Raw genomic sequence first — 14,336 nt, 5'->3', positions numbered from 1 at the left:
GCGGCGGGGTGGTGGCAATGTGAACGCGGACCGGATACGGTCCCTCCGTGAGCCCCGTCCGCAGCTGTTCCCGTACCGCCTGCAGGCAGCCTGCCGTCTTCACACTCACGTATGTCTACGCCGACTCGACCGCTGTACTCGGCCCCCTGGCGACGTACGTCGAGCCACACTGTTACGACCTGTGCGCGGAGCACGCGGAACGGCTCACCGCGCCCAGGGGATGGGAGGTCGTGCGCCTTCCGTCCGACTCCGTCGCCCCGAGCGGGGACGACCTGGAGGCTCTGGCGAACGCGGTCCGGGAGGCCGCGCGCCCCGCTCCCGCCGCCGGCGAGCCCGTCGGTCAGGCGGTCGAGGTGGGCCGCCGTGGCCACCTGCGGGTGCTCAAGTCCGCCCAGCCGAACAGGGAGCGATGACACCCCGCGGTGAGTTCGCGCGCTCCGCGTTGGAGAGCCCGCTGTGCGGGCAATCGGGCGCTATAGGCTCAGGTGCGAAGACTAACGACATTTAGGGGCGTGCAGTGGCCGACCTCAGCAGGATCTTCAAGGCGTACGACGTGCGCGGCGTGGTGCCGGACGAGCTCGACGAGGAGATCGCACAGGCCGTAGGGGCGGCCTTCGTGGAGCTGACCGGTGCGACCTCGGTGGTGATGGCGCACGACATGCGCCCCTCCTCGGGCCCGCTGGCCGCGGCGTTCGCCCGGGGTGCGACCTCCCGGGGCGCCGACGTGGTCAACGCCGGTCTCGGCTCGACCGACATGCTCTACTACGCCAGCGGCAGCCTGAACCTGCCGGGCGTCATGTTCACGGCGAGCCACAACCCGGCCAAGTACAACGGCATGAAGATGTGCCGCGCCGGGGCGGTGCCGGTGGGCACCGACACCGGCCTGCTGGACATCCGCGACCGCGCGGCCGAGCTGCTCGCCACGGGGCTGGGCGGCACGCCGGGCGCGGGCGCGGTGACCGAGCGCGACCTGCTGGAGGGCTACGCTGCCCACCTCAAGACGCTGGTCGACCTGTCGGGCATCCGGCCGCTCAAGGTGGTCGTGGACGCCGGCAACGGCATGGGCGGCTACACCGTCCCCGAGGTCTTCAAGGGCCTGCCGATCGAGCTGACCCCGCTCTACTTCGAGCTCGACGGCAGCTTCCCCAACCACGAGGCCAACCCGATCGAGCCGGAGAACCTGCGCGACCTGCAGAAGGCGGTCGTCTCGCAGGGCGCGGACATCGGCATCGCCTTCGACGGCGACGCCGACCGGTGCTGGGTCATCGACGAGCGGGGCGAGTCGGTCTCGCCGTCCACCGTCACGGCGCTGGTCGCGGTGCGCGAACTGGCCAAGAACCCCGGCGCCACGATCATCCACAACCTGATCACCTCCAAGGGCGTGCCGGAGATCGTCGCCGAGCACGGCGGCAAGCCCGTCCGCACGCGCGTCGGCCACTCGTTCATCAAGGCGGAGATGGCCCGCACCGGCGCCGTCTTCGGCGGGGAGCACTCGGCCCACTACTACTTCCGCGACTTCTGGTTCGCCGACTCGGGCATGCTGGCCGCCCTGCACGTGCTCGCGGCTCTGGGCGAGCAGGACCGGCCGCTGTCGGAGGTGCTGTCCCGCTACTCGCGCTACGCCGCGTCCGGGGAGATCAACAGCAGGGTCGAGGACCAGGCCGCGGCCCTGGCGCGGGTACGCGAGACCTTCGCGGGCCGGGAGGGTGTTACCTTCGACGAGCTGGACGGACTCACCGTCAGCGGTCCGGACTGGTGGTTCAACCTGCGTCCGTCCAACACCGAGCCGCTGCTCCGGCTCAACGCGGAGGCCGCCGACGAGGAGAAGGTCGCCGCCGTCCGGGACGAAGTGCTCGCCGTGGTAAGGAGCTGACGACTTGAAGATCGACGACTGGCTGCTGGACATTCTCGCCTGCCCGGCGTGCAAGTCCCCGCTCCGCGCCGTGCCCGACGCGGACGAGCTGGCCTGCACCTCGGAGTCGTGCGGGCTGGTCTACCCCGTGCGTGACGACATCCCGGTGCTCCTCGTCGACGAGGCCCGCAAGGCATGACCGCTGCCGGAGGGGCCCGGTTCGAGCCCGACCGGCTCGACGACCAGGCGTACCTGATGGAGGGCGACCCCTCCGGCATGCTCCGTTCCGTCGCGTCGTCGGCGGCCCAGATGCGGGCGGCGTACCGATCGTCCCTGGAGAACGGCGTGGCGCGGATCGGGCGGGACGGCCGCCCCCGCGCGATCGTCGTGGCGGGCATGGGCGTCTCCGCCCTCGCGGGCGACGTCCTGGAGGCGCTGTGCCGTCACGGCGCCCCGGTCCCGGTGGTGACCGTGCGCGGCCACCGGCTGCCCGGCTGGGCCGGCGCCGCCGATCTCGTGATCACGGTCTCCCGCTCCGGCCGGACCGAGGAGACCCTCGCCGTGACCGCCGAAGCCGTACGGCGCGGCTGCGCGCTCGTCGGCGTGGGCGCGCCCGACACGCCGCTTTCGGCCCTGGTCGCGCGGGCGGGCGGGCCGTACGTGCCGGTGGGTGGCGCGACCGGGGTGGCCGGACAGCCGAAGGCCACGCTGTGGTCGCTCGTGGTGCCGCCGATCCTGGCGGCGGCCGCGCTCGGCCTGGTCTCCGTGGGGGAGAGCGAGTTCGAGTCCGCGGCCACGCGGCTGGAGGACCTGGCTCATCGCTGCCGCCCGTCGAGCGAGTCGTTCATCAATCCCGGCAAGACGCTGGCGATGGAACTGGCCGGGACGCTTCCGCTCATCTGGGGCACCTCGCCGCTGGCCGCGGTGGCGGCCCGCCGCCTGGCCGACCGGCTCGGTGGAAACGCGGGCTACCCGGCGGTCTGGGGAGAGCTGCCCGAGGCCGCGCACAACCAGATCGTGACGTTCGACGGCCCCCTGGCCGGACGGGACGTCTTCGCCGACCCGTTCGCCGACGAGCCAAGTGAGAGCCCGCGGCTGCGCCTGTTCCTGCTGCGCGACGTGGAGGAGCATCCCTTGGTGGCCGCGTCCCGCACGGCCGCCGTACGGCTGGCCGAGGACCGGGGCGTACCGGTCTCCGAGATCATGGCCGAAGGCGCGCACCCGCTGGACCGGCTCGCCGCCCTGGTCGGCCTCTGCGATTACGCGAGTGTCTACCTCGCTCTCGGGTACGGGATGGACCCGGCATCGGCCGCGGCGGAACTCCGGGCGAGGATTTCCCAATAGGATCGCTTCGGCCGTTCGATCTGAGGAGTTCAACGTGAGTGCGGGTGGCGGTACCAAGGCGATCCTCGCGGCGCTCGGCGCCAACCTTGCCATCGCGGTGGCGAAGTTCGTGGCGTTCCTCTTCACCGGGTCGTCATCGATGCTCGCCGAGTCGGTCCACTCGGTGGCCGACTCCGGCAACCAGGCGCTGCTGCTGCTCGGCGGCAAGCGCGCCGCCAAGGTGAGGACCCGCAAGCATCCCTTCGGCTACGGCCGTGAGCGCTACTTCTACGCCTTCGTCGTCGCCGTGGTGCTGTTCACGATCGGCGCCCTGTTCTCCCTGTACGAGGGCTGGCACAAGCTCAGCGACCCGCACCCCGTCGAGTCGCCGCAGTGGGCGTTCGGCGTGCTGATCTTCGCGATCGTCGCCGAGGGCTTCTCGTTCCGTACGGCGATCAAGGAGTCGAGGGAGCACAAGGGCAAGGAGTCCTGGGTGTCCTTCATCCGCAGGGCCAAGGCACCCGAACTGCCCGTCGTGCTGCTGGAGGACCTCGGCGCGCTGCTGGGCCTGGTCTTCGCGCTGTTCGGCGTGGCGATGGCCGTCATCACCGGCAACGGCATGTGGGACGGCGTCGGCACTCTCATGATCGGCGTGCTGCTCGCGATGATCGCGGTCATCCTGGCCACCGAGACCAAGTCGCTGCTGATCGGCGAGAGCGCGACCCCCGAGGTGGAGGAGAAGATCTGCGCCGCGCTGGAGTCCGCTCCCGAGGTCAGCCGGGTCATCCACCTGCGCACCCTGCATCTCGGCCCGGAGGAGCTGCTGGTCGCCGCCAAGATCGCGGTGGAGCACGACGACACCGCGGGCGAGGTGGCGCGGGGCATCGACGAGGCCGAAAAGCGCATCCGCGATGCGGTTCCCATGGCCCGGGTGATCTACCTGGAGCCGGACCTCTACCGGGCGGACGCCGCCTCGGGGCAGCGTACCGGAGCATGAATTCTCGTTACGGTCAGCTGTTTCCCGCTGCGCGCCGTAATTGAAATGTGATGCTGAGTCACTTCAACCTCTGCGGTACCGATCGGTAACTTTGCTCTTGCATTTGACTGGTTCCCCCAGAGGTGACTCATGGCTCAACAGGGACGCGTTCGGCAGGGACGCGTGCGCTGGAAGCGCTTCGCGCTCGTCTTCGTGCCCGCACTCGCGGTCGCGTCCGTGTTGGTCGGCGCGACCGCCGAGGGGGCGATCGGCGCGTCGTTCGTGGTCTCGGGTGACACGTTCAAGGTCTCCGCGGACACCCTGCAGGGCCAGGGCTTCGTCCAGTACGGCAGCACGGTCGAGAACAAGAAGGGCCAGAAGATCCCGGTCGCCGTCTCCGGCATCCGGAAGGCCACTCTGACCAACATGTGCCAGACGGTCCTGGTGAAGTCGCCCGTCGGCGCCGTGACCATCCGGATCACCGCCGGCACGGGCAAGGACCCGGTCACCGCCGAGAACATGATCGTCGACGCGTCGCAGATCGAGGGCAACGCGGTCTTCACGAAGCTGGAGGCGGGCCGCGACGCCAGCGCCCTCGACCAGCTGCCGGGCGCCGCGGGCGCGGCCGGCATGTTCGGCCAGCAGGCGAGCGGCATCACCATCAAAGACTTCCGGCAGGTCTCCTGGTCGGTCAACGCGGCGACCTTCAAGCTGCCGGGGCTGAAGCTGGCGGTGGAGCCGGGCAAGCACGAGTGCTTCTGATGCGGGTGCTTCACATGGCCGGACACACGCTCCCCGGCGGGCGGCGATGAGCGGCTCCTGGCGGCGGTCGCGGCCGTTCTGGGGCGGCCTGCTGGTGCTCGCGGCCGGCCTGGAACTGCTGAGCATTCCGTTCGCGACCCAGGCCCTGCCGCTCGTCATCCAATCGGGCACGATCGGCGCCACCTACCTGATCTCGTTGGTGCTGATCATCCTCGGCCTGATGGTCTGGCTCCAGCCCGACAAGCGGGCCTTCCTCGGCGTGGTCGCCGTACTGATCTCGATCGCGTCGTTCGTCTACGCCAACCTCGGCGGCTTCCTGATCGGCATGCTGCTCGGCCTGGTCGGCGGGGCGCTCGCGGTCGCCTGGACGCCCGCCGAGACCACCGCCGAAACCACCGCCGAAACCACTGCGGAGACCTCCGTGGCGGGGGGTGAGATCACCATCACCGAGCGCCGGGTGGTCAGTGGCGACGAGCGGCTGGAGGCCACACGGCCCCCTCGGCCGGTGGCCGAGCCCCCGGGCGAGGGCCCGCGCGTCCTGGTGGCCCGCGTCCGCGGCGCGTCCGCGTCCGGGCCGGAGGGCGAGAGCCCCGGCGGCCCGGATGACGGTGACGACCCTGACGGCGGTCCTGACGCCGGTCCTGGCGACGCTCCTGGCGACGGGGGCGTGCGGCCGGACGGCGGCGGACGCGGGGACGGAGGTCCGGGCCCGGCGACGAGGGCGCTGGCCATCGCCGTGCTTCCCGCGATCCTGGCGGCCGGAACGGCCATGGCGCCCAAGGACCCCGGTCCGGACGGGCAGGGCGGCTCCCTCCTGCCCGGTGCCGTCCCGAGCGCCGTTCCCAGCGGTCTGTCCGACGTCCTCGACGGGGTGCTGCCCAGCGCGGTCCCCACGGCCCTGCCCACGGCTCTGCCCACGAGCCTGCAGAACGCCGTGGGGTCCCTCACCGGCAGGAGGAGTCCCTCGCCGTCGCCCGGGGAGGACGGCGAGGGCGAACCGGGGAGCTCGTCCACGCCCGGGGGCAGCGCGCCGGGGGCGGTGCGGGTCGCGACCGAGACGGCCGCCGTCCGCGCGCCCTCCCTGACCATGACCGGGATGAAGTTCACCGGCGTGGTCGAGATGCCCACCGCGACCGGCACGGTCAAGATGCTCCGCTTCACGATGGACAAGGCCGTGCTGGAGCGGCCCACGCAGACGATGGGCCCGACGACGCTGACCGGCAGCACGTTCACCTTCGAGGGCAACGTGGTGATCTGCACGACGAAGATGACCGCCAAGCTTCTCGGCCTGCCGCAGGAGTTCACGGCGGAGCACCCGAACCTCCTGGTCAAAGCGCTCAGGCTGGTGCCGTCTCTGAACGTCCCGCTGACGATGACCGACATCGTGAGCGAGCAGCCGTACGTCACGGCCGACATCCTGCGCGCCGACGACCTGCGCCTCGTGGTCGGCGCCTGACTCAGCGGCGCCTGACTCAGCGCTGCCGCAGCAGCCGCAGGGCCTTCTCCTTCTCGAAGTCCAGCGCTCGGCGCGGCGCCTGGATGCGCCCGATGCGCACACCGAGGTCGCGTACGGCCTGGGCCACCGCGGGCTCGGACAGCGCCCGGAGCGCGAAGGCCAGCTCGGCCGGCGAGACGTCGAACCGGCGCTCCAGCTCCATCGCCTGGCGCACCGCCTCCAGTTCGTCGGGCCCGAAGCGCCGGTGGGCGCCCCTGTCCCGTACGGGCGGCAGCAGGCCGAGGGCCTCCCGGTAGCGCAGCATGCGGGGGGACATGCCGAGCCGCCTGGCCGCCTCGGTGATGCGCATCGTGCCTCCGGTCCCCGTTCCTGGGTCCACGCTAGACAGTCCGGCGGCCCTCAGGCACCCGTCGGCGACGGAATCTCACATTCTTGTGTCAGGTTCGCACGGCTCCGTATGCGTCGGCGCGTCCGCGACGCCTAAACTCGCACCGACGGACAATGGAGGAGACACTCATGGACTTCAAGGTCGCCGACCTTTCGCTGGCGGAATTCGGCCGCAAAGAGATCCGCCTCGCGGAGCACGAGATGCCGGGCCTCATGGCGACCCGCAAGGAGTACGCCGCGGCGCAGCCGCTGCGCGGCGCGAAGATCATGGGCTCGCTGCACATGACGATCCAGACCGCCGTACTGATCGAGACGCTGGTCGCGCTCGGCGCCGACGTCCGCTGGGTGAGCTGCAACATCTTCTCCACGCAGGACCACGCCGCCGCCGCGGTCGTCGTCGGCCCGGACGGCACGGTGGACAACCCCTCCGGTGTCCCGGTCTTCGCCTGGAAGGGCGAGACGCTGGAGGAGTACTGGTGGTGCACCGAGCAGGCCCTCCGCTGGCCCGACGGCTCCGGCCCCAACATGATCCTCGACGACGGCGGCGACGCCACGCTGCTCGTCCACAAGGGTGTGGAGTTCGAGAAGGCCGGCGCCGTGCCGGTCGCCGGTGAGGACGACCCGGAGGAGTGGGCGGTCATCCTCGACACGCTCCGCCGTACGGTCTCCGAGGACAAGTGGTGGACCCGCGTGGCCGAGGAGATCAAGGGCGTCACCGAGGAGACCACGACCGGTGTGCACCGGCTGTACGAGATGCACAAGTCCGGCACGCTCCTGTTCCCGGCGATCAACGTCAACGACTCGGTGACCAAGTCGAAGTTCGACAACAAGTACGGCTGCCGCCACTCGGTGATCGACGGCCTCAACCGCGCCACCGACGTGCTGATCGGCGGCAAGGTCGCCGTGGTCTGCGGCTACGGCGACGTGGGCAAGGGCTGCGCCGACGCGCTGCGCGGCCAGGGCGCCCGGGTCATCGTCACCGAGATCGACCCGATCTGCGCGCTCCAGGCCGCCATGGACGGCTTCCAGGTCACCACCCTGGAGGAGGTCGTCGGCATCGCGGACATCTTCGTCACCTGCACCGGCAACTACGGCATCATCAGCGCCGAGCACATGGCGCAGATGAAGCACCAGGCGATCGTGTCCAACATCGGCCACTTCGACAACGAGATCGACATGGCCGGCCTGACCCGCATCCCGGGCATCGAGCGGATCAACATCAAGCCGCAGGTCGACGAGTGGGTGTTCCCCGACGGGCACTCGATCATCGTGCTCGCCGAGGGCCGCCTGATGAACCTCGGCTGCGCCACCGGCCACCCGTCGTTCGTCATGTCGAACTCGTTCACCAACCAGGTGATCGCCCAGATCGAGCTGTTCACGAAGACCGACGACTACCCGATCGGCGTGTACGTGCTGCCCAAGCACCTCGACGAGAAGGTCGCCCGCCTCCACCTCGACGCGCTCGGCGTGAAGCTGACCACGCTCAGCAAGAAGCAGGCGGAGTACATCGGCGTCGACGTCGAGGGCCCGTACAAGCCGGACCACTACCGCTACTGACAGGCGGGTCGCACGACGAGGGCGCGGGCCCGGGCCCGCGCCCCTCGTCAGGAGGTAGACGGCGTGATTCAGCCGGACATCACGGCGGGCATCGCGGAGGCCGGAGAGCGCCGCATCGAGTGGGCGGCCCGGTCGATGCCGGTCCTGCGGGCGGTCGGCGCCGGTTTCGGTGCCGACAGGCCGTTCGACGGCCTGCGCGTCGCCGCCTGCATGCACGTGACCGCCGAGACGGCGGTGCTCATGGGGGCCCTGCGGGAGGGCGGCGCCGAGATCGCCCTGGCCGCGTCCAACCCCCTGTCCACGCAGGACGACGTCGCCGAGGCGCTCAGGACGTACGGCATCGCCGTGCACGCCCGCGCCGGCGTGGACATGGAGACCTACTACCGGCACATCCACCAGACGCTCGACATCGCGCCGCACATCGTCCTGGACGACGGATGCGACCTCGTCAACACGCTGCACACCGAGCGGGTCGAACTCCTCGACGACGTGATCGGCGGTTGCGAGGAGACCACGACCGGGATCATCCGGCTGCGCCAGATGGCCTCGGAGAACGCGCTGCGCTTCCCGATGGTCGCGGTGAACGACACCCGGACCAAGCGGATGTTCGACAACCGGTACGGCACCGGCCAGTCGACGCTCGACGGCATCATGCGGGCCACCAACGTCCTGCTGGCCGGCCGCACCGTCGTCGTGGCGGGTTTCGGCTTCTGCGGCCGGGGCGTCGCGGAGCGGGCCAAGGGCCTCGGCGCGAGGGTCGTCGTCACCGAGATCGACCCGGTCAAGGCCCTCGACGCCGCCCTGCAGGGCTACGACGTGCGGCCGATGAGCCTGGCCGCCGAGACCGGCGACGTGTTCGTGACCGTCACCGGCAACCGCGACGTCATCCGGGCCGAGCACCTGGCCGTCATGAAGGACGGCGCGATCCTCGCGAACGCCGGCCACTTCGACGTCGAGATCGACGTGCGCGCGCTGGAGGAGATGGCGCGCGAGGTGCGCTTCGGGATCAGGCCCAACACCGACGAGTACGTCCTCGACGACGGCCGCAGGCTGCTGCTGCTCGCGGAGGGGCGTCTGGTGAACCTGACCGCGGCCGAGGGGCACCCGGCGGCGGTGATGGACATGTCGTTCGCCGCCCAGGCACTCGCCGTCGCCTGGCTGGTGCGCGAGTCGGCCCGGCTGACGCCCGGCGTGTACGACGTCCCCGCCGGCATCGACGCCGAGGTGGCCCGCCTCAAGCTGGCCGCGGCCGGCATCTCGATCGACGCGCTCACCGTCGAGCAGGAGGAGTATCTCCACTCCTGGCGTCTCGGGTCCTGATCCCCGGTCATCGATCCTCCTCACTCGCGCACCCGCCGGGCTCTGCTGGGGTGGTGGCCGGGGTGGTGGTAGGTGAAGGCCCAGCGGTCTTTGCCTGCCTTGTGGCGGGTGTAACGGTCGGGGTGTTGGTAGCGGTCGCGGTTGTGGAACTGGCAGGCGGGGCCGAGGAGTTTGAGGTCGGTCAGGCCGCCGCTGCTCCAGTTGTCGGCGTGGTCGATCTGGCATCTGGTGGCGGGCAGGGGACAGCCGTCGATCCAGCAGGTGGCGTAGCGGGCGAAGACGGCCCGCCGCTGGGCCGGGGTGGCCAGGCGGACCTTGCGGCCCATGTCGAGCACCTGTCCGTCGGCGTCCATGACCAGGCGCACGAGGGTGGAGGTGCGGGCCAGGCGGTGCACACCGGCGATGGGCAGCACCTGCCCGGTCGCCAGCAGCAACCCCGGCGCCGTCCCCAGCAGCGTCCCCCATGCCGCGCCCGGCCCCGCCCCCGACAGCCCTCCGGCCGACGCTCCCAGTCCCGCCCCCGGCAGCCCTCCGGCCGCCGCTCCCGGTGGCGACCCCGGCTCTGATCCCCGGGCGCCAGGCGCCCCCGGCTCTGGTCCGGACGTGCCGGACGGGGTTTCCGTGCCTCCCGGCCCATGCCGGACATCCCCCGCAGGCCGAGGCCCGGCGTGGGTGTGAGGGGCACAGGTGTCCCCAGGAGGATCAGGCGAGTGCCACTCGCCCCACCGTGACTCCCGCGAGTGCGACTCCTGCCGCTGTGGCGTGCTCTGCTGCGACGAGCCTCGCTGTGACTCCCTCTGCTTCGGCAAGCTGCTCTGCTGCGGCGCGCTCTGCTGTGGCTCCTGCTGTGACTCCCTCCGCTGTGGGCTTTTCGCCTGCGCGCGTCTGGCCGCGTCATGGCTGGACTGCACGTCGCGGGGCCCGGTCGCCGGGTCGGCGCCGTTGGCGGCGCTCTGGTCGGCGTTCTCGACGGCGGCCTCAGCGGCTACATCGGCAGTGTTCCGGCCGCCTTCGGTGTGCTGGGCATCCCGGCTGTCCTCGGCCGCCTCGGCGTTCCGAGCGCGGTGCGTGTCCGGGGTGCCGGGGCCGTCCTGGGTGTCCTCGGGCTCTTCAGGGGTTTCGGGGGTCTCGACGTGGTCGGCGCTCTCGGGGGCGTCGGCGTTCGCGGGGTGGCCGGCACTTCCAGCGTGCTCGGGGGTGGGGTCGGTGGGGAGGGATTCGGCGTTGACCAGGACCAGGAGCTCGGCGGCGATCTTCTCCTCCAGCAACGCCATGAACGCATCCGCCTGACGCACCCGCAGCGGCCGGTCATCGCCCTCGGCTTTGGGTTTGGCATAAGCGTCCAGCAGCGCCTGCAGCCGGGCGGCGTGCTCACGCGGCAGATAGAACTCCCCCTCCAGACCGCCGCCCCTGCCCGGACGGACCCGCAGGAACCGCCGCCCGTAGTCGGCCCGCTCATCGCGGTCTTCACCATCGGGGTCCAGCACCGCCCGCAGATAACGGCCCGCCTTGGCCACCTCCGCCGCCCCCGCCCTGCCCGCCAGCTCCACCAGGATCGGCTCGGCCAAGCCGGCCTGCTCATCCGACAGACCGGCAACCGCCGCGCAGATGGCCTCGGCCACCCCCGCCGCCAATCCTCCGGCGGCGAACATCTCCCGCACCCGGGGCAGGCGCGCCAGCTCGATGCCCAGGGTCAGCAGCCGGCTTGCTCCCGCGACCGTCATCCCGCCTGTGGTGCGCAGCCAGCTACGGGTGGAGGCATGGCCATGCTGCTTGGCCTGCCCCGCCCGATGCACCCGCCCCACCCGATCCGCAAGAGCACATGTGATCCGATCCCGCGCGAACAACAGGTCCTCGGCCTCGGCCAGGCAGATATCCACATCGTCCGGAACCGGCGCCAGCGCCAACGCCTGCGCCGACTCACGAACAGAAGTCAACAACACCCACGACGACCGGCCGCGAGCAGCACCGGTAGCCGCATTCGGGGCGCCGGCATCGGTGGTTCCGGAATCGCTATGCGCATTGTCGGCGAATGCGGCTTTATCGCTCGCGATCGAGAAATATTCAGGGTGGCAGTCGTCGCGGGCGAGCGAACCGTCGGACGACCACAATGGCGAACCGGCTGTCAGCTGATCCCACCAGTCGTCATCGGGGGCGTTCGAACGGTCATGGCGATCAGGATCGAATTTCGACATTGCCATCACACCCCCGTCCACCGATTCGAAAACTTGTATGAATCGTGTCATACCCCGGAAGCGGGAGGCAAGCTCGCCGGACGATTTCCTGGGGTCACAGGAACGGAGAGAAATAGTCGTTACGGATATGACTGCTCATATCTCGCTAAATCCGGGTGCCGGTGTCGCCTCAAGCCTCGCAATCGGCGTGCTGGGTCAATTTCCGGCCGGGGGAAGCGCAGGAATTCAGGCGTCCTGCATCGCACGCATGCGCCGGATCTCGGCGGTCTGCTCGGCGATCACATCGGTGGCCCACTGTTCGACGGTGAGGTGCGGACCGCCGGTGAGCGCCCGCGTGGCCATCGTGATCGCGCCCTCGTGGTGAGCGATCATCAACTGGAGGAACAGACTGTCGAACCCGGTGCCGTGGGCCGCCCTGAGCGCCTTCATCTGCTCCGGGGTGGCCATGCCCGGCATGTCCTCATGGCTCGCGTGGTGATCGGGCCGGGGGAGACGCTCCCGGTCCAGCCAGGAGGTCATGACCCGGATCTCCGGTCCCTGTACGTCGTGGATGCGGGCCGCGAGCGCCTTCAGCTTGGCGGACGAGGCCCGCGCGGGCGCCAGACCCGCCATGTCCAGCGCCTGCCGGTGGTGGACGATCATGTCCTGGACGTACCGGACATCGGCCGCGTTGATCGAGGGGGAGGGGACCGCGGTGGCCGCCTCGGCGGGGCTGAGGGTCCTGGCCTCCTCCCCGGGCCGGCCGGGTGCGATCACGGGGGCGGTCGACGCCGGCCCGCTCGCGCGTACGTCCTGGGAGCAGCCGCCCAGGAGAAGGGCGGCACCGGTGACAAGGGTCAGCGCCACCCGCACCCTGCTAACTCGTGCGACCCGCACGCCGCCTCCTCGTCACGGAGCGTGTGGAGATGATCACGACGCTAACCCGGTGCCCGCATCAGGTCAAAGGGCGACATGTGGCAGTTTTCTTGACAGATTGACAGCTGGCGGAATGACCTGTCAAAGGTGACGATGCGTTCATTTATCTCCCTCTTTTATGAGGAGGACAGCGAGTTGTTCACCTTACGCCGCAGCAGCCGGCTGCCGGCCGTGGCGGGAGCGGCGGTCGTCCTGGCTCTTGCCGGCGGCCCCGCACAGGCCGCCGACGTCCTGGCCCCCGGCGAGATCGCGATGAGCCCGAACGTCGCGCACGTCGCGAACGTGCCGACCCCGGCCGCCCTGGCCGGCACCATCAACACCGACATGGCCTTCCAGGGCGACTACGCCTATGTCGGCAACTACGGCGGGTTCACGATCTTCGACATCAGGAATCCGAAGCGGCCGGCGGTGGTGAGCTCGGTGGTCTGCCCCGGCTCCCAGATGGACATGTCCGTGTACGGCGATCTGCTGTTCGGGTCCGTCGACTCATCCCGCGACAACGACTCGTGCTCCAGCAAGAGCCAGGCGGCGTCGGTCAAGGAGTCGTGGGAGGGCGTCCGCATCTTCGACGTCGGCGACAAGTCGAACCCGAAGTACATCAAGTCGGTGGAGACGAACTGCGGGTCCCACACGCACACCCTCGTGCCGGACAAGAGGGGCAAGAACGTCTACATCTACGTCTCCTCCTACGGCCCGTCGGAGGCCTTCCCCGACTGCACGCCGCCGCACGACCTGATCTCCATCATCAAGGTCCCGCTCGAGAACCCCACCGCCGCCTCCGTCGTGGCGACGCCGGTGCTGTTCCCGGATGGCGGCAACCCGGGCGACGGGCAGTCCTACCCCGACGGCACGTTCGCGACGACCGGCTGCCACGACATCACCGCCTACCCGGAGAAGGGCATCGCGGCCGGAGCCTGTATGGGTGACGGCATCCTGATGGACATCCGCGACCCCGAGCACCCCAAGGTCCTCGACGTCGTCCGCGACGACGAGAACTTCGCCTTCTGGCACTCGGCGACGTTCAACAACGAGGGCACCAAGGTGGTCTTCACCGACGAGCTCGGCGGCGGCAGCGCGGCCACCTGCAACGAGGCGATCGGCCCGAACCGCGGCGCCGACGCCGTCTACGACATCACCCGCGGCAACAAGCTGGTCTTCAAGAGCTACTTCAAGATCGGCCGCTACCAGGACGACACCGAGAACTGCGTCGCGCACAACGGCTCCCTGATCCCGGTGAAGGGCCGCGACATCATGGTGCAGGCGTGGTATCAGGGCGGCGTCTCGATCTGGGACTTCACCGACTCGGCGCATCCGCAGGAGATCGGCTACTTCGAGCGCGGCCCGTGGTCGGAGCCGCTGAGCGGCGGCTTCTGGTCGGCCTACTACTACAACGGCTACATCTACGGCAGCGACTTCAACACGGGATTCGACGTCCTGCGGATCGACGACCCGCGTACGAACCAGGCCAGGAGCGTGAAGATGGACATCCTCAACGTGCAGAGCCAGGGCTCGTACCGCGAGCACGGCAGGCACTAGCCGCAGACGCGGAGGCGGGCACCTCCGGTGCGGCCTCTCCCTCAACGCACCGGCGAT

13 protein-coding genes are annotated in these 14,336 nt (G+C 70.2%); 10 read left to right on the top strand and 3 right to left on the bottom strand.

The features are described 5' to 3' along the window. Positions 1–47: 47 nt before the first annotated feature. The 7 genes from ACWEQG_RS09080 (at position 48) to ACWEQG_RS09050 (ending at position 6,369) form a co-directional block, all read left to right on the top strand. Complete coding sequence (locus tag ACWEQG_RS09080) at positions 48–413, top strand: DUF3499 domain-containing protein (protein WP_363469472.1); 366 nt, start codon at positions 48–50, stop codon at positions 411–413. 104 nt (positions 414–517) lie between these two features. Further along, positions 518–1,873: a phosphomannomutase/phosphoglucomutase gene (locus tag ACWEQG_RS09075; RefSeq protein WP_452283168.1), complete on the top strand. Its 1,356-nt coding sequence runs from the start codon at positions 518–520 to the stop codon at positions 1,871–1,873. A gap of 4 nt (positions 1,874–1,877) precedes the next feature. Further along, complete coding sequence (locus tag ACWEQG_RS09070) at positions 1,878–2,051, top strand: Trm112 family protein (RefSeq protein WP_076432865.1); 174 nt, start codon at positions 1,878–1,880, stop codon at positions 2,049–2,051. Further along, a complete protein-coding gene (locus ACWEQG_RS09065; protein WP_452283166.1) occupies positions 2,048–3,196 on the top strand; it encodes an SIS domain-containing protein in 1,149 nt (382 codons plus the stop codon). Before ACWEQG_RS09070 ends, ACWEQG_RS09065 begins: the two co-directional genes overlap by 4 nt. 34 nt (positions 3,197–3,230) lie before the next feature. Next, positions 3,231–4,172 (top strand): cation diffusion facilitator family transporter, encoded by a 942-nt coding sequence (locus ACWEQG_RS09060; protein ID WP_452283164.1) that lies wholly within the window; start codon positions 3,231–3,233, stop codon positions 4,170–4,172. A gap of 129 nt (positions 4,173–4,301) precedes the next feature. Next, entirely contained in the window at positions 4,302–4,913 is a 612-nt protein-coding gene (locus tag ACWEQG_RS09055) for a DUF6230 family protein (protein ID WP_452283162.1), read from the top strand. 46 nt (positions 4,914–4,959) lie between these two features. Continuing rightward, on the top strand, positions 4,960–6,369 hold the full coding sequence (locus tag ACWEQG_RS09050; protein ID WP_452283160.1) for a DUF6114 domain-containing protein: 1,410 nt from the start codon (positions 4,960–4,962) through the stop codon (positions 6,367–6,369). A 16-nt stretch (positions 6,370–6,385) separates the two neighbouring features. On the opposite strand, the gene ACWEQG_RS09045 is transcribed toward ACWEQG_RS09050, so the two are convergent. Then, on the bottom strand, positions 6,386–6,718 hold the full coding sequence (locus ACWEQG_RS09045) for a MerR family transcriptional regulator (protein ID WP_346230083.1): 333 nt from the start codon (positions 6,716–6,718) through the stop codon (positions 6,386–6,388). Positions 6,719–6,885: 167 nt separating this feature from the next. Between ACWEQG_RS09045 and ahcY the strand changes: the two genes are divergently transcribed. Further along, on the top strand, positions 6,886–8,313 hold the full coding sequence (gene ahcY, locus ACWEQG_RS09040; RefSeq protein WP_452283158.1) for an adenosylhomocysteinase: 1,428 nt from the start codon (positions 6,886–6,888) through the stop codon (positions 8,311–8,313). A gap of 63 nt (positions 8,314–8,376) precedes the next feature. Further along, positions 8,377–9,633: an adenosylhomocysteinase gene (locus ACWEQG_RS09035; RefSeq protein WP_452283156.1), complete on the top strand. Its 1,257-nt coding sequence runs from the start codon at positions 8,377–8,379 to the stop codon at positions 9,631–9,633. 20 nt (positions 9,634–9,653) lie between these two features. Here the strand turns inward: ACWEQG_RS09035 and ACWEQG_RS09030 are convergent, their stop codons facing one another. Both ACWEQG_RS09030 and ACWEQG_RS09025 read right to left on the bottom strand, forming a co-directional pair. Beyond that, positions 9,654–11,570, bottom strand: a complete 1,917-nt coding sequence (locus ACWEQG_RS09030) for a DUF222 domain-containing protein (protein ID WP_452283154.1) — start codon at positions 11,568–11,570, stop codon at positions 9,654–9,656. A gap of 483 nt (positions 11,571–12,053) precedes the next feature. Further along, positions 12,054–12,704 (bottom strand): DUF305 domain-containing protein, encoded by a 651-nt coding sequence (locus ACWEQG_RS09025; protein ID WP_452283152.1) that lies wholly within the window; start codon positions 12,702–12,704, stop codon positions 12,054–12,056. Positions 12,705–12,836: 132 nt separating this feature from the next. Here ACWEQG_RS09025 and ACWEQG_RS09020 point away from each other — a divergent pair, with 132 nt between their 5' ends. Further along, positions 12,837–14,279, top strand: coding sequence for an LVIVD repeat-containing protein (locus ACWEQG_RS09020; protein ID WP_452283150.1), 1,443 nt, complete (start codon positions 12,837–12,839; stop codon positions 14,277–14,279). Positions 14,280–14,336: the final 57 nt, after the last annotated feature.

It is taken from the genome of Microbispora sp. NPDC004025 (assembly GCF_053604425.1).
Note: the sequence above shows the minus strand (reverse complement) of the source record. Positions and strands in the feature narration are given on the sequence as shown.